The organism is Clostridium fungisolvens (assembly GCF_014193895.1).
In the GTDB taxonomy this organism is placed as follows: domain Bacteria; phylum Bacillota; class Clostridia; order Clostridiales; family Clostridiaceae; genus Clostridium_AR; species Clostridium_AR fungisolvens.
On sequence record NZ_BLZR01000001.1, the window covers coordinates 2869718 to 2888289 of the forward strand.

At 32.2% G+C, this 18572-nt stretch carries 20 protein-coding genes; 8 read left to right on the forward strand and 12 right to left on the reverse strand.

The genetic code is table 11. The annotated features are described in order from the left end of the window. Positions 1-169 precede the first annotated feature (169 nt). From bsdtw1_RS12580 to bsdtw1_RS12590, 3 genes are all read left to right on the forward strand, one after another. Positions 170-1654: a family 1 glycosylhydrolase gene (locus bsdtw1_RS12580; protein ID WP_183277908.1), complete on the forward strand. Its 1485-nt coding sequence runs from the start codon at positions 170-172 to the stop codon at positions 1652-1654. After that, entirely contained in the window at positions 1655-3136 is a 1482-nt protein-coding gene (locus tag bsdtw1_RS12585; RefSeq protein WP_183277909.1) for a family 1 glycosylhydrolase, read from the forward strand. A 111-nt stretch (positions 3137-3247) separates the two neighbouring features. Beyond that, positions 3248-3826 (forward strand): serine/threonine protein kinase, encoded by a 579-nt coding sequence (locus bsdtw1_RS12590; RefSeq protein ID WP_183277910.1) that lies wholly within the window; start codon positions 3248-3250, stop codon positions 3824-3826. 156 nt (positions 3827-3982) lie between these two features. On the opposite strand, the gene bsdtw1_RS12595 is transcribed toward bsdtw1_RS12590, so the two are convergent. The 3 genes from bsdtw1_RS12595 to bsdtw1_RS12605 form a co-directional block, all read right to left on the reverse strand. Next, the gene (locus bsdtw1_RS12595; RefSeq protein ID WP_183277911.1) at positions 3983-4930 is read right to left on the reverse strand and encodes a GNAT family N-acetyltransferase; all 948 of its coding nucleotides are present in this window, start codon (positions 4928-4930) and stop codon (positions 3983-3985) included. 149 nt (positions 4931-5079) lie between these two features. Beyond that, complete coding sequence (locus tag bsdtw1_RS12600) at positions 5080-5847, reverse strand: class I SAM-dependent methyltransferase (RefSeq protein ID WP_183277912.1); 768 nt, start codon at positions 5845-5847, stop codon at positions 5080-5082. 207 nt (positions 5848-6054) lie between these two features. Continuing rightward, positions 6055-6504 carry an Lrp/AsnC family transcriptional regulator gene (locus bsdtw1_RS12605; protein WP_183277913.1) on the reverse strand — a complete coding sequence of 150 codons (450 nt, stop codon included), beginning with the start codon at positions 6502-6504 and terminating at the stop codon, positions 6055-6057. 136 nt (positions 6505-6640) lie between these two features. Here bsdtw1_RS12605 and bsdtw1_RS12610 point away from each other — a divergent pair, with 136 nt between their 5' ends. Beyond that, positions 6641-7057, forward strand: coding sequence for a carboxymuconolactone decarboxylase family protein (locus bsdtw1_RS12610; RefSeq protein ID WP_183277914.1), 417 nt, complete (start codon positions 6641-6643; stop codon positions 7055-7057). A gap of 107 nt (positions 7058-7164) precedes the next feature. Here bsdtw1_RS12610 and bsdtw1_RS12615 read toward each other — a convergent pair whose 3' ends face one another. The 4 genes from bsdtw1_RS12615 to bsdtw1_RS12630 form a co-directional block, all read right to left on the reverse strand. Further along, positions 7165-7620 carry an AraC family transcriptional regulator gene (locus bsdtw1_RS12615; protein WP_183277915.1) on the reverse strand — a complete coding sequence of 152 codons (456 nt, stop codon included), beginning with the start codon at positions 7618-7620 and terminating at the stop codon, positions 7165-7167. A 119-nt stretch (positions 7621-7739) separates the two neighbouring features. Then, a complete protein-coding gene (locus bsdtw1_RS12620) occupies positions 7740-9146 on the reverse strand; it encodes an MDR family MFS transporter (protein ID WP_183277916.1) in 1407 nt (468 codons plus the stop codon). Between the two features lie 82 nt (positions 9147-9228). Continuing rightward, positions 9229-9855: a TetR/AcrR family transcriptional regulator gene (locus bsdtw1_RS12625; protein ID WP_183277917.1), complete on the reverse strand. Its 627-nt coding sequence runs from the start codon at positions 9853-9855 to the stop codon at positions 9229-9231. Positions 9856-10061: 206 nt separating this feature from the next. Next, the gene (locus bsdtw1_RS12630) at positions 10062-11024 is read right to left on the reverse strand and encodes a helix-turn-helix transcriptional regulator (protein WP_183277918.1); all 963 of its coding nucleotides are present in this window, start codon (positions 11022-11024) and stop codon (positions 10062-10064) included. Between the two features lie 108 nt (positions 11025-11132). Here bsdtw1_RS12630 and bsdtw1_RS12635 point away from each other — a divergent pair, with 108 nt between their 5' ends. Both bsdtw1_RS12635 and bsdtw1_RS12640 read left to right on the forward strand, forming a co-directional pair. Further along, a complete protein-coding gene (locus bsdtw1_RS12635; RefSeq protein ID WP_183277919.1) occupies positions 11133-11612 on the forward strand; it encodes a GyrI-like domain-containing protein in 480 nt (159 codons plus the stop codon). 21 nt (positions 11613-11633) lie between these two features. Then, the gene (locus bsdtw1_RS12640; protein WP_183277920.1) at positions 11634-12098 is read left to right on the forward strand and encodes a DUF8821 family protein; all 465 of its coding nucleotides are present in this window, start codon (positions 11634-11636) and stop codon (positions 12096-12098) included. 200 nt (positions 12099-12298) lie between these two features. On the opposite strand, the gene bsdtw1_RS12645 is transcribed toward bsdtw1_RS12640, so the two are convergent. Beyond that, the gene (locus bsdtw1_RS12645; protein ID WP_183277921.1) at positions 12299-13309 is read right to left on the reverse strand and encodes a sensor domain-containing diguanylate cyclase; all 1011 of its coding nucleotides are present in this window, start codon (positions 13307-13309) and stop codon (positions 12299-12301) included. A gap of 331 nt (positions 13310-13640) precedes the next feature. On the opposite strand from bsdtw1_RS12645, the gene bsdtw1_RS12650 reads away from it, so the two are divergent. Then, on the forward strand, positions 13641-14228 hold the full coding sequence (locus bsdtw1_RS12650) for a hypothetical protein (RefSeq protein ID WP_183277922.1): 588 nt from the start codon (positions 13641-13643) through the stop codon (positions 14226-14228). Between the two features lie 131 nt (positions 14229-14359). On the opposite strand, the gene bsdtw1_RS12655 is transcribed toward bsdtw1_RS12650, so the two are convergent. Beyond that, a complete protein-coding gene (locus bsdtw1_RS12655; protein ID WP_183277923.1) occupies positions 14360-14941 on the reverse strand; it encodes a LysE family transporter in 582 nt (193 codons plus the stop codon). A gap of 283 nt (positions 14942-15224) precedes the next feature. On the opposite strand from bsdtw1_RS12655, the gene bsdtw1_RS12660 reads away from it, so the two are divergent. Continuing rightward, positions 15225-16142 (forward strand): LysR family transcriptional regulator, encoded by a 918-nt coding sequence (locus bsdtw1_RS12660; RefSeq protein ID WP_183277924.1) that lies wholly within the window; start codon positions 15225-15227, stop codon positions 16140-16142. A gap of 81 nt (positions 16143-16223) precedes the next feature. Here the strand turns inward: bsdtw1_RS12660 and bsdtw1_RS12665 are convergent, their stop codons facing one another. From bsdtw1_RS12665 to bsdtw1_RS12675, 3 genes are read right to left on the reverse strand one after another with little or no spacing between them, the layout of a single operon-like run. After that, entirely contained in the window at positions 16224-17702 is a 1479-nt protein-coding gene (locus tag bsdtw1_RS12665) for a DUF4153 domain-containing protein (RefSeq protein WP_183277925.1), read from the reverse strand. A 12-nt stretch (positions 17703-17714) separates the two neighbouring features. Beyond that, a complete protein-coding gene (locus bsdtw1_RS12670; RefSeq protein ID WP_183277926.1) occupies positions 17715-17921 on the reverse strand; it encodes a helix-turn-helix domain-containing protein in 207 nt (68 codons plus the stop codon). 19 nt (positions 17922-17940) lie between these two features. Then, on the reverse strand, positions 17941-18435 hold the full coding sequence (locus tag bsdtw1_RS12675; protein WP_183277927.1) for a DUF2975 domain-containing protein: 495 nt from the start codon (positions 18433-18435) through the stop codon (positions 17941-17943). Positions 18436-18572 lie beyond the last annotated feature (137 nt).

The window sequence follows — 18572 nt, forward strand, 5'->3', positions numbered from 1 at the left end:
ATTATAAAAATACAATAAGCGCCAGCAAATCAGTATGTACCACTTCAATCCGAAAACTATTTTCAAACCGCTTCTATCTCTTAAGAGGCAGATATGAAAATATGAATTCTATAATGAAGCGATACATTAAAAAGCTGGTGCTTTTCAAGTTGAATAAAGGAGAAATAATATGAGTTTTTCGAGTAATTTTTATTGGGGTGGTGCTACTGCTGCTAACCAATGCGAAGGTGCATATAACACTGATGGTCGAGGCTTAGCAAGAACAGATGTAACAACTGCCGGTTCTTATAATAAAATGCGCACAGTTACCTACAAGATGCCTGATGGCACAACTGGAGAAGTAAATGGATTTGGATTTGATATGCCTGAAGGAGCTAAAGGTGCTATTTTGGATGGATACTATTACCCAAATCATGAAAGTATAGATTTTTATCATCACTATAAAGAAGATATTGCACTGTTTGCTGAAATGGGCTTTAAGATGTTTAGAATGTCAATATCTTGGTCTAGAATATTTCCTAATGGTGACGAGGAAAAGCCTAATCAAAAAGGATTAGACTTTTATCGTTCTGTGTTTGAAGAATTAAGAAAATACAATATTGAGCCATTAGTTACAATCTCACATTTTGATACCCCTTTATATTTAGAAGAAAATTATAACGGCTGGAACAATAGAAAAATGATCGATTTCTATGTTCACTATGTAGAAACAATCTTCAATGAGTATAAAGACTTAGTGAAGTATTGGCTAACTTTTAATGAAATCAATAATACAGTAATGTTTTTAGACATGTTTGGTTCTAAGGCATCTGACAAGGTGTATCAAGAAGCTTATCAGCAGCTTCACTATCAGTATGTTGCAAGCGCAAAAGCGGTTAAAATCGGACATAAAATAAACTCAGAATTTATGATTGGTTGCATGATTTGTGGAATTACAAACTACCCTATGACCTGTGATCCAAAAGATGTTATGTTGACACGTTATAAATGGGAGCAAGGTATCTTCTATAGCGGAGATGTTCAATGTAAAGGAAAATATCCAACCTTTGCAAAACGTTTATGGAATGAGCATAATGTGAAGTTAGATATAACTGATGAAGATCTTAATGATTTAAAAGAAGGTACTGTAGATATGTATACTTTCTCCTACTACTCTTCTAGCATCGTAACAACTCATAAGGTAGAAAACAATGCTAGTGGTAATTTCTCCATGGGTACAAAGAATCCATATCTTAAGTATTCTGATTGGGGCTGGAGTACTGATGCCTTAGGTCTCCGTTATTACCTAGAAACTATATATGATCGTTATGAACTTCCATTGATGGTTGTTGAAAATGGATTAGGAGCAGTTGATAAGGTTGAAGAAGATGGCAGTATTCATGACCCATATCGTATTGAATATATGAAAGAGCATATAAAAGAAATGTCAAAGGCAATTGATAATGGTGTTGATTTAATTGCTTATACAACCTGGGGTTGCATTGACTTAGTTAGTGCTGGAACAGGTCAAATGTCTAAGCGATATGGATTTATTTATGTAGATAAAGATGATGAAGGAAAAGGCAGCTTAAAGAGATTAAAGAAAGATAGCTTTTATTGGTATAAGCAAGTTATTGAATCAAATGGTGAAAATTTAGAAATGGAGGTAAAGTAAATGAAAGGTTTTCCTAAGAACTTTTTATGGGGTGGCGCTACTGCTGCCAATCAATATGAAGGTGGATGGAATGAGGGAGGAAAAGGTATAAACACCTCTGATGTTATGACTGCTGGTTCTCATACTCTTCCTCGTCGAGTAACTTATAAGAACGTAAAAACAGGTGAAACTGGATCAATAATTGGTTTTGGACCAGGTGCAAAACTTCCAGAAGATTGTATTCCTGCAGTTATTGAGGGTGAATACTATCCAAGCCATGTTGCAACAGACTTCTACCATCATTATAAAGAAGATATTGCATATATGGGCGAGATGGGATTTAAGACTTTTCGTTTAAGCATGAACTGGGCACGTATTTTCCCAAATGGTGATGATGCAGAGCCTAATGAAAATGGATTAAAATTTTACGATGAAGTTTTTGATGAATGTGCAAAATATGGTATAGAACCTTTAGTAACCTTATCCCATTACGAAACACCAATTAATCTAACAATTAAATATGGTGGCTGGCCAAATAGAAAGTGTATAGATTTCTTTGAAAAGTATGCCAAAACAGTCTTTAAGTATTATGAAGGAAAAGTTAAATACTGGCTAACTTTTAATGAAATCAACTGTATGGAGTTTGCTCCATTTGTTGCAGGAGGACTTAATGACCCATCACCTCAAAACAAAGCGCAAGCAGCTCACAATCAATTTGTAGCAAGTGCTAAGTCAGTTAAAGCAGCTCACGAAATAAGCAGTGAAATAAAAGTTGGACAAATGCTCGCATATATGCCTCTCTATGCTTATTCTTGTGATCCTAATGATCAATTAATGGTTATGGAAGCGGCTCAAACTAGTCTCTTCTATTCAGATGTACAAACTGGAGGTCACTACCCTGCTTACAGACTAAAGAAATATGAAAGAGAAGGCATTATATTAGATACAGAACCTGAAGACTTTGAACTTCTTGAAAAATACTCAGCTGACTTCTTGAGCTTCTCTTGTTATGGCTCTAGTACTGTCTCAACCCATGAGGATGTTAATAAAGCTGGCGGAAACCTAATGATGGGAATCAAGAATCCATATTTAGAAACAAATGCTTGGGGATGGGCAACTGATCCAGCATGCTTAAGAATTGCACTAAATACCTTATACGACCGTTACCACAAACCATTATGGATTGTAGAAAACGGTATTGGTTGGGATGATAAAAAAGATGAAGACGGAAATGTTCATGATACTTATCGTATAGATTATCTACGTAAGAATATTGCCTCCATGAGAGATGCCATAAATCTTGACGGAGTTGATCTAATGGGATATACAATGTGGGGCTGCATCGATTTGGTTTCTGCAGGAACTGGAGAAATGAAGAAACGTTATGGCTTTGTTTATGTAGACCGTGATGATAAAGGAAATGGAACCTTAGAGAGAAGTAGAAAAGACAGCTTTTATTGGTACAAGAAAGTGATTGCAACTGAAGGTATAGATTTAGAATAATTCGTTCCCTCTTTATACAAAACCTCAACAAAACTGTAAAATTACTCAAACACAGTGGAATTCTTATAGCAAAAATCATATGATATTTAAAACAATCATTTTGAGGATAATATGCGATACATTTTAAACATTAAAGAATGCGAATTTTTAGGAAAAGGTGATGAAGGATCAGTATATTTAACACCAGAGGGCTTTGCTTTAAAAATCTTTTATGACAAGAAAAAAGCTGAAAGTGAAGTTGCTATTTTGGAAAAAGCCAATGACAGTAGATTTTTTCCAAAAGTTATGTTTATTACTGAAAATAAAGTTCTGCGAGATTATGTTGATGGAACAAATTTATACCAATACATTAGTAAGAACGGATTATCTTACAACCTCTCCATTGAAATAATAGAACTTGTAGAGGAATTTAAGCGTCTAAATTTCAAGAGAATTGATATTCGAAATGCACATATCTTTATAAATAAAGATGAAAAAATACAAGTTATTGATCCGAGAAAGGTCTTCCAAAAAAACATCCCCTATCCTAAAGAAATAATTAAAATATTAATTAAACTTAATATGTTTGATGAATTTCTTAAACATCTTTTAGCTTATAATGAAAATCTTCTTAATTATTGGATTAAAGCATACGAATATTTTGAAGCAATGCGTAAGAAAACCATTGTTATAGATATGATAGCTTGCTAGAATGCCATAGATATAGTATTACTAACTCAAAAAACTTGTAATTACAATATTAAATTTATAATTAATTTTTCATCAGATTAATTGATAAATTCAAGTAAAAGTACAGATAGAATAAAAATAATGCAGCCAACCTTACTAGTTGACTGCATTTTTACATTAATTATTATTTAAAGCACATTCATCGATTCTACGAACCACGCTATTAGTATATGGGGTGAAATACTTAGTCCAGAAGGCATTGGCATTAGGGTTAAAACTTTCAAAATCAACTCCTAACAGATTATATCCTTCATCTTTTAATTTCAAAATAGTATAATTGAGCAAACTCTGATAAATGCCCTTTCCACGATATTCTGGAAGGCAGAAGGCACCACATATATTGCACATATCAGAAACCTCCGTTGCAAAATTTTCTCCGCCATCTGATATCTCTACAAAAGCAATTGGCTTTTCCCCATCCATCGCAACAAGAAGTCTTGTATCTCGCCCTTCAGCACGAGCTAGCCAAGCTTCAAAACCTTCTTGTGTAGAATACATAAAGCATGGGCTATCACCTAAATGTTCAGTTAGCAATTTACGCATTTCTCTTACTTTAGTAACCTCTGCCTTAGAAAGTTCTTCAAAGATAATTTCTTTATTGCATTGTATTTCTAAACCTTCCATTGGTCTAATGGCATCAATACACCTAAGTCCAAAACCATAGCTAAACATAGCATTTATAGCCTGTTGATCGTGTGCATATAATGCTATTGAATGATACGTAATTTTATATTTCACCCATTTTTCAGCAGCTGCTTGATACATCTTTTGGTATATCCTACCTCTATTTTCTTTTACAGCCCCATGAGCATGAATAGGTGAAAAAGTTCCTTTTGCCTTAGAATTATGTGCATTTTCCCAAGGTTCATAACAGCATAAAAACCCTACCATTTTTCCCTTGTCAAAGGCTACAACACCTAGTCCATTCTTTGCAAAATGCTCTAAGTCAGGAAAAGTCTTTATACCAGGTAAAGCTTTTACATACTCACGTTCCTCATTGTAATTACTAATAGCAATTAATTTTGCCTCTTCCACATGTTTCAAATCAAAATCAAAAACTTCCATAATAATCCTCCATTCAAATACGGAGGGTTTATTTTGCGTGAACCCTCCTTGCACGCTCATTATTTATAAAATTTACATTCATTCCACCAAACCTCTCCTTTCAATAAAGTATTTATATATTTAAAATTTAACTTATACTATCTATCAAATTATTTTCTTGCCAAATATAATTCAATTGTGTCATGAATATCAAATAGATTACCATTTTTCTTAATGATATCTTTAATTTCATTTTCAAACAATTGCTTTGAAGGTTCTGGCATAGTTCTATGGTCCGAGTAAGTGTTTAACAAACAAATATATTCTTCTGAAGAAAACTTTCGTGTCTTATGATATAGCTTCATCTCTAGATCTCTAAATCCATAAGTCTTGATGGTTTCTGAAATTCTTTTATACCTTTCGCTATTACTTTCCAAAAGTTTATCTGTTGATGGCCAGTATTTTTCATATATCTTTTGAATTTCTAGGTGTAAAGAATACTCCTCGTCCGCAGGAGATGGCTTGTTCCAAAATAAAGCTATGGTCCCGTTATCTTTTAATAACCTCAATATCTTTGGGTATCCAATACTCTCTGGAATCCAGTGAAAAGCGGTAGCAGAATAAAGAATATCTATAATGTTATCCTCACACTGAAATTCTTCAAAAGAAGTGTTATAAACTTTAAAATTCTTATATTCTTTAAACTTTTCTCTTGAGAACTCCGCAAGGTTATTTCCAAGTTCCACAGCAGTTACATTATATCCAGCATTAAGAAAAGGCGTTGTGGCTTGACCTGTTCCTATTCCAACTTCTAATGCATTTTTATCTTTACTAATCTCAGAATACCTAAAGATATCCTCAAATAATTCTTCACAATATGTTGGTCGCCACTTGTCATAGTTACTAGCATCCTCATTGAATGTGAGTCTCTTATCCATCTTCCCCCTCCTCTGCAGATTACAAATCTTCTTATATGAATCACTTCATATATCCTTTTACAATTATAACATTTAAATACAATTTATACCATAAACATAATAACTCTTCAGCCTCATATGACTTCGTTAACAAAAACGAATTTACTGTAAAATGAAAATAAACTTTTTATCTATTTTAAAAAATAGCCCACCTTTCCAGTGAGCTACTTATTCTTTCAAAAACTTGTCTATGCAATTATTTATATCTACTTCGGAAAATGCTATCATCGTCTCTGTTAGCGCGTATGAAGAAATAACATTTATAAACGCTTCTATTTCTTCTAATGATTTAACTGACAATTTAACTATAAAACATCCATTGCCAGCAATTCTATAACACCATTCACTACGTTCATATTCTTTAATAAAAGCTTTAAATCTCTCGTATTCTCCATTCTTCATAGTTACCTTAATTATACAATCAATTCCTAACCCAAGTTTCTTTTTGTTTATCTTAATTGTATATCCTTCAATAACTCCTGAATCTTCAAGCCTTCTCACTCTTTCAGTAACAGATGGTGCAGAAAGATTTATACGTTTTGATAATTCCCTTATAGATAATCTACTATTGTTTTGTAATTCCTTTAAAATCAAATTGTCAATTTTATCACATTTCATCTGTAATCAATTCCCCATAATATCGTATTATTTAAAACATCTAATAGATATATTATATATCACTTGAAATACAAAATCATCACAATAGTTTATATAATAGTATTACAGTAAAAAACACTTTATAAGGAGAAAAAACATGGCAAAAATAACTTTTTCAAAAGAAGGAAATACACCCTTTCAGCAATTAATGGGATACAACAAAACCATAATGACACAATGGTCTGTTTTGGAGGAATGTTTTTTTAGCAGTAATACTTTTACACCTGAATTGAAAGAGGAAATAAGACGTACTCTTGCATTCAACAATGGATGTGAATATTGCATGGCTAAAGGTAAGCCTTCAAATAAAATAATAGATTCTAAAATCTCAGTTGCTACAAAAACAGCAGATCTTATTTCTAAAAGTCATACTCTAGATGATGCTCACTTTAATTTACTAAAAAGCGAATTTAGTGAAGATGAAATATCTGAACTTCTAGCACTTATATGTTTCATAACAGCTTCTCAAAAATTTGGAGCATTACTAGATTTGCAACCAACTTGTTCTATTTAGCTAATAAGTGAAACTTAAAATTTATAGTGTGTCCTATTTGTATAAGAATAAATCTAGTAGCCCCTGAGGACAATCAGAGGCTACAGCTTTTAATTCTATATACTTTTTTATACTATTGGTACACAAATTTCTGAGTAATGATTTTTTATCATTTGCATAGCATATCGTTCAAGAATAGGTCTTCCTTCATCCAATGCATAGTTTCTTTTTGATAACTCAGAAAAAATCTCCTCCCACGCTTTTTGCATAGCATCTACTGTGTGACTTATTTTAAATACACAATACTTTCCACCGATAATTTCTCCAAAGTTAATTAAGCTATTTTCAGGCTCAAATTCATCTGAAACCACTATACATGCATCATAACGACAATCCTTAGGTTCCGTGAATCTTGGATTATCTTGAGCTATACCTAATATTATTGAACTTTCATTAATTAAGTGCCTTTCCCTAGCCCAGTTTTTTAAGCTTTCCATTACCTTCACATTCTCTGAACCATAAAAACCAGTTCTACGAATATAAGCAATTTTATATGATGGTATTATTTCAATATTAATCTCCATAACTTACCTTCTTTTTTATAAAGTACATCGATGCCTGAATTCATCATATATTGCTTTAAAATGTATTTCAACTTAATTTTTAAAATTATAATTATAGATAATTCAACTTATCAAGTCATTTAATTATTATCTAATTTTTTGTCTTTTAAGAAGAAGGTTAATACAAACCCTACACAAATAAATACTGTAAGCAGCATGAAAGTATTATGAAAAGCAATATTCCCCGCTATTGTCAAAGAATTATTCTTTAAAGCGCTTCTGATTTGATTTGATAAAAATGCAGTTATAAATGCAATAGAAAATGAATTAATAACTTGTAGTAATTCATTTGACATAGGTGTAACCCTAGTAATCAAATTTAATGGAGCTGATTGTAGTGCATGATTGTTAACCTGCATATTTACTAATCCTTGACCTAAACCTAAAAGAATAATACAAGCCAATAAATAAGTTACTGAAGTAGTACTTGTAATTTGAGCTAATAGAACCAAACTAAAACCTGTCATTAAAAATCCTGGAATAGCTGCAGATTTTGTACCAAATTTATCAAATAATCGTCCACCAACTGTCATGCCAATAAAACTTGCTACTGCTTGTGGAACCATCATTAACCCACATTGTAAGGAAGAATAGTCACGAACATTCTGAAGATATAAAGGAATCAATAGCATTGATCCAAAAACAGCAGCTTGGTTGAGCCACATTAATATAATTCCTTTACGAAATTCAGCTACTTTAAAGACCTTAACCTCCAACAATGGGTTTTTAGTTGTTGATTCCACATATATAAAGATAATCAGCATCATAAAACCTAAAGCTAAAACCGTGAGAGCCAGAGGGGTTGTCCATCCTTTATCAGACCCAACGTGAACTCCATATATAAGAATCGGAAACGCTAACGGTGATAAAATGGCTCCCTTCAAGTCAATCTTAGTATTTTTTTTGGCTTCAAAGCTAGGTAAAAACAAGTAAATCATCATTAAGGATATAATACCTATTGGGATATTTATAAGAAAAATTGTGTGCCAACTATAATATTTTATTAACAAGCCAGATAATGCAGGTCCAATTGTTGGAGCTAGTAACATAGGTAACCCCAAAACTCCCATCATACTGCCTCGTTTTTCAATAGGAATAATTCTAAAAGACATTGCTATCCCAATAGGACCAACTATTCCACCAGTTAATCCCTGCAATATTCTATATAAAATTACTTTTTCAATGCTTGTTGAGATTGATACTAAGAATGATGTTATAGTGAAAAACAGAATAGCAACACCAAATACTTTTTTAGTAGAAAAACGGTCTGAAAGCCAACCTGAATAGGGGATTACCGTAGCCATCGCTAAGGTATAAGCTGTGATAGCCCATTGTGAGGTAGCTAGATCAGTATTAAACGCTGATTGAATATGTGGTAATGCTACATTCATAATTGTGGTATCCATCATCACCAGTAACATTCCAATAGCAATTGTTAAAACTGCTGGTAGAACTTTTTTTAAATCAAATTCTTTTTTTTCATTCATTTTTATCCTCTCCTTACCGAACAGCGTTCTGTAGTCATAATAACACTGTTCGGTAACACTGTAAAGAAAAAAATCTTATATTTCAAAGACTTTTTTCTAATACTTTTATTCCATTAATGAAAATATCTAATCCAAATTCAAACATTTCGCGACTTCCAAGCTTATCAAAAAAACCTTCACTTTTTAATTTATATAAATATGGTGTGTTACTTTGAGAAAATCCACTACCTTCTGTAAAATTCAGCTTTTCATTTGAAGCCATATTTTCACTATCTAATTTAAATGTGAGAATATAATTGAGATAGTAATTAACTGCGTACAGTTTATTTTCCTCACTTAAATTCAAATTTTCAATAATCTTTAATAGATTATCCATTAGCTTGCCGTAGTTGGAGCTTGTAGGCGGATACATCATTAGCAATTGTGCTAGTTGAGCATACTCACTTAAAACACTTAAAATATTTTCGGCGTATTTTCTTAAGCGCATATCCCACTCTCTTTCATTTATAGGATAAGCAATTGTTCCGCTTGCTTGATCTATCATTTCATTGAATAATGCTTCTTTGCTTTCAAAGTGATAGTATAAGGAAGACACCGTCATCTCTACACTCTTAGCCAGCTTTCTCATTGAAAATCCTGAAATTCCTTCTTCCTTAAGTAGTTCCCAAGATTTTTCTATAATTTTATTTTTGCCTATTGGCTCCTTCATAATAAATTCTCCTATCATAATATATATCAAAGCCATCTAAATAGAGTTCTAACTAAATTGCTAATTTATACATCTACAATTTTAATAGTTTTTGTTATTTATATCAACTCGTTCAGCTTATGAATGTGCCACTTATTTTGCTTAAAAACTATTTGCATAAATAAGAACTTTAATAGATATTTAAAGTATTTAAAACTGATCACTGATTATGTGCAGTATAACCGTAATCGCTCTTGTAAACCTTCTAAAACTTCTTTTGGCACTTCCCTAACCTTAACATCTCTACCTAGAAAAAGTAACCAATTTATTATTTCCTCTAATTCATCAGGTTTATTGACGTCAACATAAGTCCTTAAAATAGCAGTGGATTGATAGGGATTTGTATAAGAAATTGAAGCTTTTAGAGGATGATATTTTTTGAACTGGGCAATAGCTTTGGGGCCAAATTCAACAACAAAATTAATGATTTCTCCCTGCTTACTCAACTTTTCCAAAATCTTTTTCTTACTTAATCTTTTTTTCATAGAATAGTTTTTTACATCGTCTAGCTGGTCCACAGGAAAAATAATTTTCTTTTCTTGCTCTAAGTCAAAGCCTTCAATAAGCCAAAGACCTTTTTCATTATAAAGATGTAATAAGAAAATTTGATACGATTTTATTAACTCATCTTCTTTGATTGTAACCGACAAATATCTATCCGCAAGAAGACTTTGTATGAGCTTTTCTAACAATGGGTGAGGTAGGTCTGAAAGCTCAAGAAGGTCAGGATTGTTTGGATTTGTTCCTTCAAAAAGTAATATTTGATTTAAAAGGACAAGATCATCTTGCTGGTTTTCTGATATAAGTCCAAGTAATTTTTCAGTTAAGGACTGACGACTTTTTAGATATGGGAGTTGCTCATTCCTGGTGGCCATAAAAGCAATAAAAAGTGCTTTGACTTCATTATCAGTAAAGCGAACTGCTGGTAAAACAGAATTGTGCATAACAAAATATCCACCATCCCTTCCAACTTCAGCAACTAGCGGTACACCCATGGCCTCAATTTCTCTGATATCTCTAATGGCTGTGGAGCGAGATATGTTGAATTCATCCATTATCTCAGAAATTGTGAAGTTGGCGCGGTTGTTTATATATCTCATAAGTATATTAATTCGTTCAACTTTTTTCATAAATGCTCCTAAACAGTATCATTTTTTGACATGATTTAAGAATATTATATACTTATCAAGTGAAGAATAGAAGTAATTTGATTAATAAAAAAAAGGAAGGTTTTATAAATGGCAGATTATACTCTTGAAGAAAAAGATAGCTTTATCGTTTTAGGCCTTGGAACTGAGCTAAAGAGCCATTACACAGACTTTGTAGGTTTAAATAAGGAAAAGTCAGACTTTTGGCAGGCAATCAGTGAAGATGGAAGACTTGATGCTTTAAAATCAATAGCCAAAAATGACTATGTTTTTGCTGTGAACGAAGCGGTAAATAACAAGATGATGCACTATGCTGGTGTCATGACAGATATAGCAGCACCAGAAGAAGCTAGAGTTATACAATTTCCTAAAGGAGACTATCTTGTTGTCAAAGGTGAAGCAACAACTTCAGATGAATTGAACAATAAGCTTGCGGGCATCGCCTTTGGTCAAGTATTGCCAGTGGTAAATAATTTTGCATATGTTGGTGGACCAAACGCAACTGTTGAAATTGAAAAACAAAATGGCTTAATTTATGGCGAAATGTGGATTCCTGTGGTTAAGAAATAAATATATAGAGGAGGCATGAAAATGTCATACATAGTTGATTTTAAAAATGTATCTACAACTGGTTTAGAATCTTCCCCTGTCGCAGATGCCCTTGCAGGTTTACGTGCCAATGAAGCACGTTACTTTATGAACAAGTACAAGCATGAATTTACAGTTGTACCAGCAAGCGAAAGTAAGGATACCCTCGATTATGTGAACCGAATTTTGAAAGAAGAACGTGATATTGAATTTGCAGCTAAACCTTTAGAAACATCATGTTTTCAAGTAGAAAATATCAAATTTACATACGTCTTCTATGAGGATGGTCTTGGTATAAACGTAATGTATACAGTTGATGATCCTAAAAAGAGAGCTGTTGGTTTAAAGCTTTCTGAAGGAATGGAAATTCCAAAGGAATTAGAAGGAAAGTTTAAGTTTGCTAGACAAAAATCAAAACTAGCAGGAACAATTCGTGGTTCGTTCTTTGTAATTAAAAAAGAATATTAAAGTAAGCTACTAAAATACATTTTTACATAAAGATCATAAAGGCTCTAGCAAAACTTGCTAGAGCCTTTAATATAGCAAAAGTTTATGAGCAGGCTATGCCAAAATTGATTTAATCTTGAATGCTATCAACCCTTGCATAATAAAAAACACACTGACAAAATTATCAATGTGTTTTTGGGTATATCACTTAAAAGCTTATATCAGCGTACATTTCCTTGGCCTTTTCGCTCTCTTTTCACTTCATACATGGATTTATCTGCTTTTTCAATTAAAACATCAAGTTCAATACCATCTTCTTTAAAAAGGGCATATCCAATACTAGCTCTAAGCTTTATTTCCTGACCTTCAAATTCGAAAGGTTTTGTGATCTCAAAGTCCATTCTCTGAATTAATGAATTGAATTCATCTCGGTCAACTAAATTTGCAACAATAATTCCAAACTCATCTCCTCCAAGTCTAGAAACTGTGTCTTTTTCACCCAAAGTATTCTTAATCCTCAAAGCAACCTCTTTGATAGCTGCATCTCCTGCTCTATGTCCATAATTATCATTTATCTCTTTAAGCCCGTCCATATCTAGTGTAATGATTGCAAACTCCTCTTGTTTTCTTGAAGCCTGTGACAACCTTTGTCTCAAATTATCATAGAATAAGGATCTGTTAGATATACCTGTGAGATTATCATGTGTTGCTTTATAAAACAACTCACTTTCCCCATTTTTCATTGCGTTAAACATCTCAGCGGCAATAAGTCCTGACATAAGTTCTAGAATTTTTATATCATCATCATTGAAATGATTGGCTTTTGCAGAAAGAACCTTCAATACGCCAACCGCATCATTCATGCATATTAGCGGCATTACAATCATGGAATTAAGCCCTATTTGTCTACATGCAGCTTTGTTAACTCTGTCATCACTTTCAATATCATTGCTAATCAAAGGGGTTCTCATTCTTATGCATTCCCCTGAAAGACTACCTTCCATATCCAATCGTAGCCCTAAAAAACTCTCAGCCATTCCAGATGCAGCACTGTATACCAGTTCCTTTTTCTCAATCAATTCCACGGAAGCACCATCTGCATTAGTAATAAGCTTAGTTCGATGTGTTACTAAATCCATAATGTTACCAAGATCCATTCCCTGCTGAGCCACCTCTGTCTGCACTTTAATGATTTCTAGTAACTTGTCATTGCTTATACTATTTTGATTCAAAACTGTCCAACCACCTTTTCTATTGCTCTTGATTATAACCCAACTATGTAAAATCAACTATATTTATAATAAGTAATTGTACATTAAATCGCTTATAACATCAATATTCGACATAACTTGTTTAATAGACTTCTATGAATAAACTATAGAAACCTTCTTTTAGATTAATTTACGAAAAATAATTATAAACCAAAATAGCAATAAGTATGTAGCATTTCTTCTATTAAAAAATCATCAATGTGTCACTGAATTAAACCTGTAACAATTTTTAAAATTACATATATACTATTAATGATAAATTTTATACTGTAGTAATTTTAAGGAGTAATATATGTATAATAATCCGTATCCATATTTCCCTTATTATATTAATCCACCAACTTACCCTGTGTTTAATGAAAACTGGAGACAGGAAACTCCAAAATTTGCATCCTTTAGCGGTATTGTTAGGAGAATTGAGGATTTTTATCCAGCTCCAAATGACCCGTCAGTAAGCTGCTATTATTTAATGTCTCTGGAAAGCAAAGAACATGGTCCTCTAAATTTTGTAATATCTCCTGGAACTTACTTCGTGGATCATGAAATAGTTGAGGTTGGAGATGATGTCACAGGATTTTATGATGCCACTAAACCTGCAATCCTTATATATCCCCCTCAATTTCCCGCAATAGTAATGACAAAAAACTCTTCACAGCAAAATGTTACTGTAGACTACTTTAACAATGATCTAATAAGCAGCGATGGTATGTTGAAGCTAAATATTTCTCCTTCTACTGAGGTCTTTTTAACAAATGATCAGCCTTTTGAAAGACCACTTGAAAATAGAAATCTAGTGGTTATATTCGGTCCGACTACTAAGAGCATACCAGCACAGACTACTCCCTATAGGATTATTGTGCTTTGTCAAACTTGTATATAATTATTCTATCTCTTACCATAGAATAGATAGCAAAATTTATATAAGTATTTCAAACATATGAAAACCCGGGCATTAACTCCCCTGGGTTTTAGAGTTGCTAACACAGCTACTAATTTATACATGCCAATAGATTATATTATTAAGGTAATTGCAGAATAAACTAAAAGCAAAGCCATTATTATATTTACTGCAACACTATACTTTTCAAAAAATCTCTGGAATACTGCTCCAAAAATAGCCCAAGATAAAACCCCCGAACATCCAAAAACTGTGATTAGCAGTGTGAAAGCCCCAATAGAAAAGAAAGAGCTGTAAAAAGGCAGGATAAAAGTAGAAATAGCTGTTATACCATATAATATAATTTTTACATTTACAAATTGAAGGATAAAACCTGTGATAAAGCTATCTGCTTTCTCTGTACTTTCTTCCTGTGACTGTGATTTACTTTTAACCACATGCCAGGCAAGCCATAAGATATACGCCACTCCAATATAAGTCATAACAGGTTTAATCCTTGGGATTATATTTATAAGGATTAAACTAAAAATACTGCATAATACCATCACAGATAAAAAACCCGTAAAAATCCCTTTAATCAATCCAATACTTTTCTTCAATCCATGCTTGCTAGTGTTAGACATGGCTAATATATTATTTGGACCAGGTGTAAAGGCTGTTAAAAGAGTAAAACTTAAAAATGCTGCTAAATTCATAATATAAATCTCCTTCTAAAAATACTTCTTGAAGATACTTGTCCTATATTTGATTTCTCAAGATCTCCTCCGTTAATTTATACTAACAAACCATCATATATTTGTAAAATTGATGTTTTCGAATTGACAATTCATTTTTTTCAATATATCATTTATAGTTAGTAATCAATAGATTTGAACTCAGCACTTTTCTGATTCTCTAAATAGATTTATATACCCTTATTTTATATGTGAAAATGAGTTCAGATTTAAAATTTACTATAGATAAGTTGAGGTAAAATAAATGGATATAAGGCATTTCAAAACCTTTAAATGTATAATTGAGGAAGGCAGTTTTTCAAATGCAGCATTAAAAATTGGGTACACTCAATCTACTGTTACATCGCAGATTCAACAATTAGAACAAGAGCTTTCAATAAAACTATTCGAAAAAATAGGACGCAACATGGTATTAACGCCTCTCGGAAAAGAGCTGATATCATATACAGACGAGCTACTTGAAACGGTAAAGAAGATTGAAAGTATAGGAAAAAATGATAGTATCCCTAGGGGTGAATTAAAAATTGCTATAGCAGACTCATTGATGTCCTATAAACTGCAAAATGTCCTTGGATTATTTAAACAAAAGGCTCCTGATGTGAAAATTTCTATAGTTTCATTAAATTGCTTTGTGATTAACGATATGTTATCGAAGGGTGAGATAGATATCGGTTTACTTTATGATGTAGGAACTCATAAGGAAAGTTTAACTTCTGTTGAACTAACTGAGTTTTCATTAGCTCTAGTATGCTCACCTTTGTTTAATCATGATAATGTTGACTTTAATAACCCAAACCAAGTAATAGATACAAGCCTTGTTATTAATGAACCTAATTGTATTTATAGAAGAATATTTGAGAATTATCTTCGTGAGAATAACATAACCATGAATAATACAATAGAGCTATGGAGCATTGAAGCAATCAAAAACTGTGTTGCAAGCAATTTAGGAATATCTTTCTTGCCTCGTTTTGTAGTGGAGAATGAACTTAAAAATAATCGATTAAAAGAAATTAAAACGAACTGCTCTGATACTAAAATTACAGCAATATATTCTTATCACAAAAATAAGTGGGTAAGCCCTGCAATGTCATTGTTTATGCAGTTAGTTAGAGAAAACTTTGAAAGCAACTCTTGTGTTGGAGCTTATGACCCAATTTAATATTGAATTGTAACAGCTACAAGGCAATACTTACCTCTTTTTAAGTATACCATCTTATTATTAATTCAAAAAACCAGGGCATTAACTACCCTGGTTTAACAATTTCCTAACATTATTCTTACTAAAGTTGAATTCAGTCCATGACTTCTCTCTATCAAGTACTTCTTTTCTATACTTTAAATTTCCATTAATAATATTTTTTATATTATTGTCCCCCTTATCTCTAAGTTCAATCAGATAAGGAACGGCTTCAAAAGATAAAGAAGTCAAATAATTAACATCAATCTTTCCGGTTTGATTATAGATCTCTATATTCTTTTTAGCAATAAAGCCATCTATATTAAGATAGTTTATCACTGTATACATACTTATTGTTATCACAATTATGCTTTTCATTATAGGAATCTTTTTATACCAAATACCCGCAACTATAACTAAACATAGTATGAAAAGTAGTAACATAAACAAATGCACTGATACCCTTAAGAAGGTATACCCGAAAGCAGCTTCATACAAAGTAAGTTTGAAATTTGCGGAGAAAAGCATATTTAAGGTAAATATTACAAGCACAGTTAAAAGAAGATTTGCTAATTTTAAAGTTTTTGTATTATCTTTTTTTATATATTTTAAACAACTTAGTACTATTACAAAATTAATAACGGTAACTGCTGCAAGTTCAAAGAAACCTCTTCTAGCATAATCCGCATAAGTAAAACCTGCTGGAAGTGCTAACTTACCACCACCATATAGATAAGAAAATTGAATCATTGTGAAAATCAGATAAAGTATATTTAACGCAATTAATACTGTTATTACAGTGATGCTACCCCAGTTTTCAGCAGTAGGGTTTAAGTTTTTCTCAATGGTTTTTTTATCATCTTTAAAACTCCAAACATACCCAAATAGATAAAATGAAACAACTAAAACTATTATGGTATGAGGTACAAAGTCTCCTATTTCTATATTATTAAAAACCTCTGTCAGATTAGAAAAATAATATCCAAAAACCATATCTGCAGAGCTTAAAAGTACTATTAGAATCACAAGCAAAGGCAGAGAAACAAGTATTCCAATTAATATCTGCTTTTTTCCTTCCTCCATTTTAACAGTTTTTCTTATTTTTATTGAAGCTTTTAAAATCGAAAAAGGCTTAGGGATATTGTCAAACATTTTTGCCACTGCTCTCCTTAGCATATCACCTATAAAGCTAGCTTTATCCCATCTAAGTTTTGGATTCACTATTAAGATTGAGCTTGCAATCATAAGTATTGGAACTGCTAAAAAATCCAAAAAATTAAACACTTGATTAGTATGAATGGTGAAGCTAAAAGATAGTAAAGCTATAGGTACAAGTAAAAACCAGCCAAAGCTTTTTTCAATTCTTCTAACTTTTACGGTCCATAAGAAAAATATAATGCATAGCCCTATAAATATGAAGAAGGATATTCCAAGGGCCTTATCGATAAATAATCTGTCAAATATCACACCAAGTAGCAGTGAAAGTAGTATACAGTATAATCCATCCTTAGTTATAGCTTCTAAATTTTTATTATCTTCCATTTCTTCACCCCTCTATTCCTCTCTATACTCTAAGATATCTCCCGGCTGGCATTGGAGCTCCTTACAGATGGCCTCCAGAGTAGAAAATCTTATTGCTTTTGCCTTTCCGGTCTTTAATATAGATAAATTGGCATTGGTTATACCAACCTTTTCAGCAAGTTCATTAAGAGATATTTTACGTTTTGCCATCATTACATCGAGATTTACAATTATAGCCATAATAAGCCTCCTTTACTGTCTAAACTGTGAAGTCATTTTCTTCTTTTACTTCTACAGCCTGCTTGTATATTTGAGCTAGTATCAAAACAAAGCACCCAGCAAAGAAGAATATCAAAAATTCTGTATCCGTATGTATGCCTGTTTGGTCTATCTCAATTAGCTTAAAGCTCTTAAATTGATTGTTGTAAAAGAAGTTTATTAAGTAAGCTACAGTTATAACAAAACAACTAAAAGCTATATTTTTTAGGCTTCTTACATTACTCATATTAAATGGTCCTTCCTTTATAACAGACTTTAGAATTTTTCTAAGACAGTAAAGAATGAATACCAAAGAAGAAGTACCACCAAAAAACAATAAGCAGTTCACTATATATTTTCCGCTTGCCATTCCTGAGTTTCCTGAAGTTAAAGTGCTTATAACTATGCTTAGAAAGGTTACTACTCCAACAACAATTAGCACATTTAGTACCATTATCAAAATTTTTGCCATAGAATTATAATTGTTTTCTTTCATATATTAATGCCTCCATTTATATTGATGTATCACTTCATAGTAAAACTTATTATTTTTAAATTCTCTCACCAGAGCCGGTGAGAATTTTAAAAATATATTTCGGATTAAAGTGGTACATCTTTACAAGTTTCTGATTT

Coding starts and splice junctions, on each gene's coding strand:
- bsdtw1_RS12615 (WP_183277915.1), bottom strand. CDS start 7,620: ATGGAGATTAATATTGAAATAATACCATCATATAAAATTGCTTATATT.
- bsdtw1_RS12670 (WP_183277926.1), bottom strand. CDS start 17,921: ATGGCTATAATTGTAAATCTCGATGTAATGATGGCAAAACGTAAAATA.
- bsdtw1_RS12610 (WP_183277914.1), top strand. CDS start 6,641: ATGGCAAAAATAACTTTTTCAAAAGAAGGAAATACACCCTTTCAGCAA.
- bsdtw1_RS12585 (WP_183277909.1), top strand. CDS start 1,655: ATGAAAGGTTTTCCTAAGAACTTTTTATGGGGTGGCGCTACTGCTGCC.
- bsdtw1_RS12600 (WP_183277912.1), bottom strand. CDS start 5,847: ATGGATAAGAGACTCACATTCAATGAGGATGCTAGTAACTATGACAAG.
- bsdtw1_RS12590 (WP_183277910.1), top strand. CDS start 3,248: ATGCGATACATTTTAAACATTAAAGAATGCGAATTTTTAGGAAAAGGT.
- bsdtw1_RS12605 (WP_183277913.1), bottom strand. CDS start 6,504: ATGAAATGTGATAAAATTGACAATTTGATTTTAAAGGAATTACAAAAC.
- bsdtw1_RS12595 (WP_183277911.1), bottom strand. CDS start 4,930: ATGGAAGTTTTTGATTTTGATTTGAAACATGTGGAAGAGGCAAAATTA.
- bsdtw1_RS12620 (WP_183277916.1), bottom strand. CDS start 9,146: ATGAATGAAAAAAAAGAATTTGATTTAAAAAAAGTTCTACCAGCAGTT.
- bsdtw1_RS12655 (WP_183277923.1), bottom strand. CDS start 14,941: ATGAATTTAGCAGCATTTTTAAGTTTTACTCTTTTAACAGCCTTTACA.
- bsdtw1_RS12625 (WP_183277917.1), bottom strand. CDS start 9,855: ATGAAGGAGCCAATAGGCAAAAATAAAATTATAGAAAAATCTTGGGAA.
- bsdtw1_RS12660 (WP_183277924.1), top strand. CDS start 15,225: ATGGATATAAGGCATTTCAAAACCTTTAAATGTATAATTGAGGAAGGC.
- bsdtw1_RS12665 (WP_183277925.1), bottom strand. CDS start 17,702: ATGGAAGATAATAAAAATTTAGAAGCTATAACTAAGGATGGATTATAC.
- bsdtw1_RS12630 (WP_183277918.1), bottom strand. CDS start 11,024: ATGAAAAAAGTTGAACGAATTAATATACTTATGAGATATATAAACAAC.
- bsdtw1_RS12650 (WP_183277922.1), top strand. CDS start 13,641: ATGTATAATAATCCGTATCCATATTTCCCTTATTATATTAATCCACCA.
- bsdtw1_RS12580 (WP_183277908.1), top strand. CDS start 170: ATGAGTTTTTCGAGTAATTTTTATTGGGGTGGTGCTACTGCTGCTAAC.
- bsdtw1_RS12675 (WP_183277927.1), bottom strand. CDS start 18,435: ATGAAAGAAAACAATTATAATTCTATGGCAAAAATTTTGATAATGGTA.
- bsdtw1_RS12640 (WP_183277920.1), top strand. CDS start 11,634: ATGTCATACATAGTTGATTTTAAAAATGTATCTACAACTGGTTTAGAA.
- bsdtw1_RS12635 (WP_183277919.1), top strand. CDS start 11,133: ATGGCAGATTATACTCTTGAAGAAAAAGATAGCTTTATCGTTTTAGGC.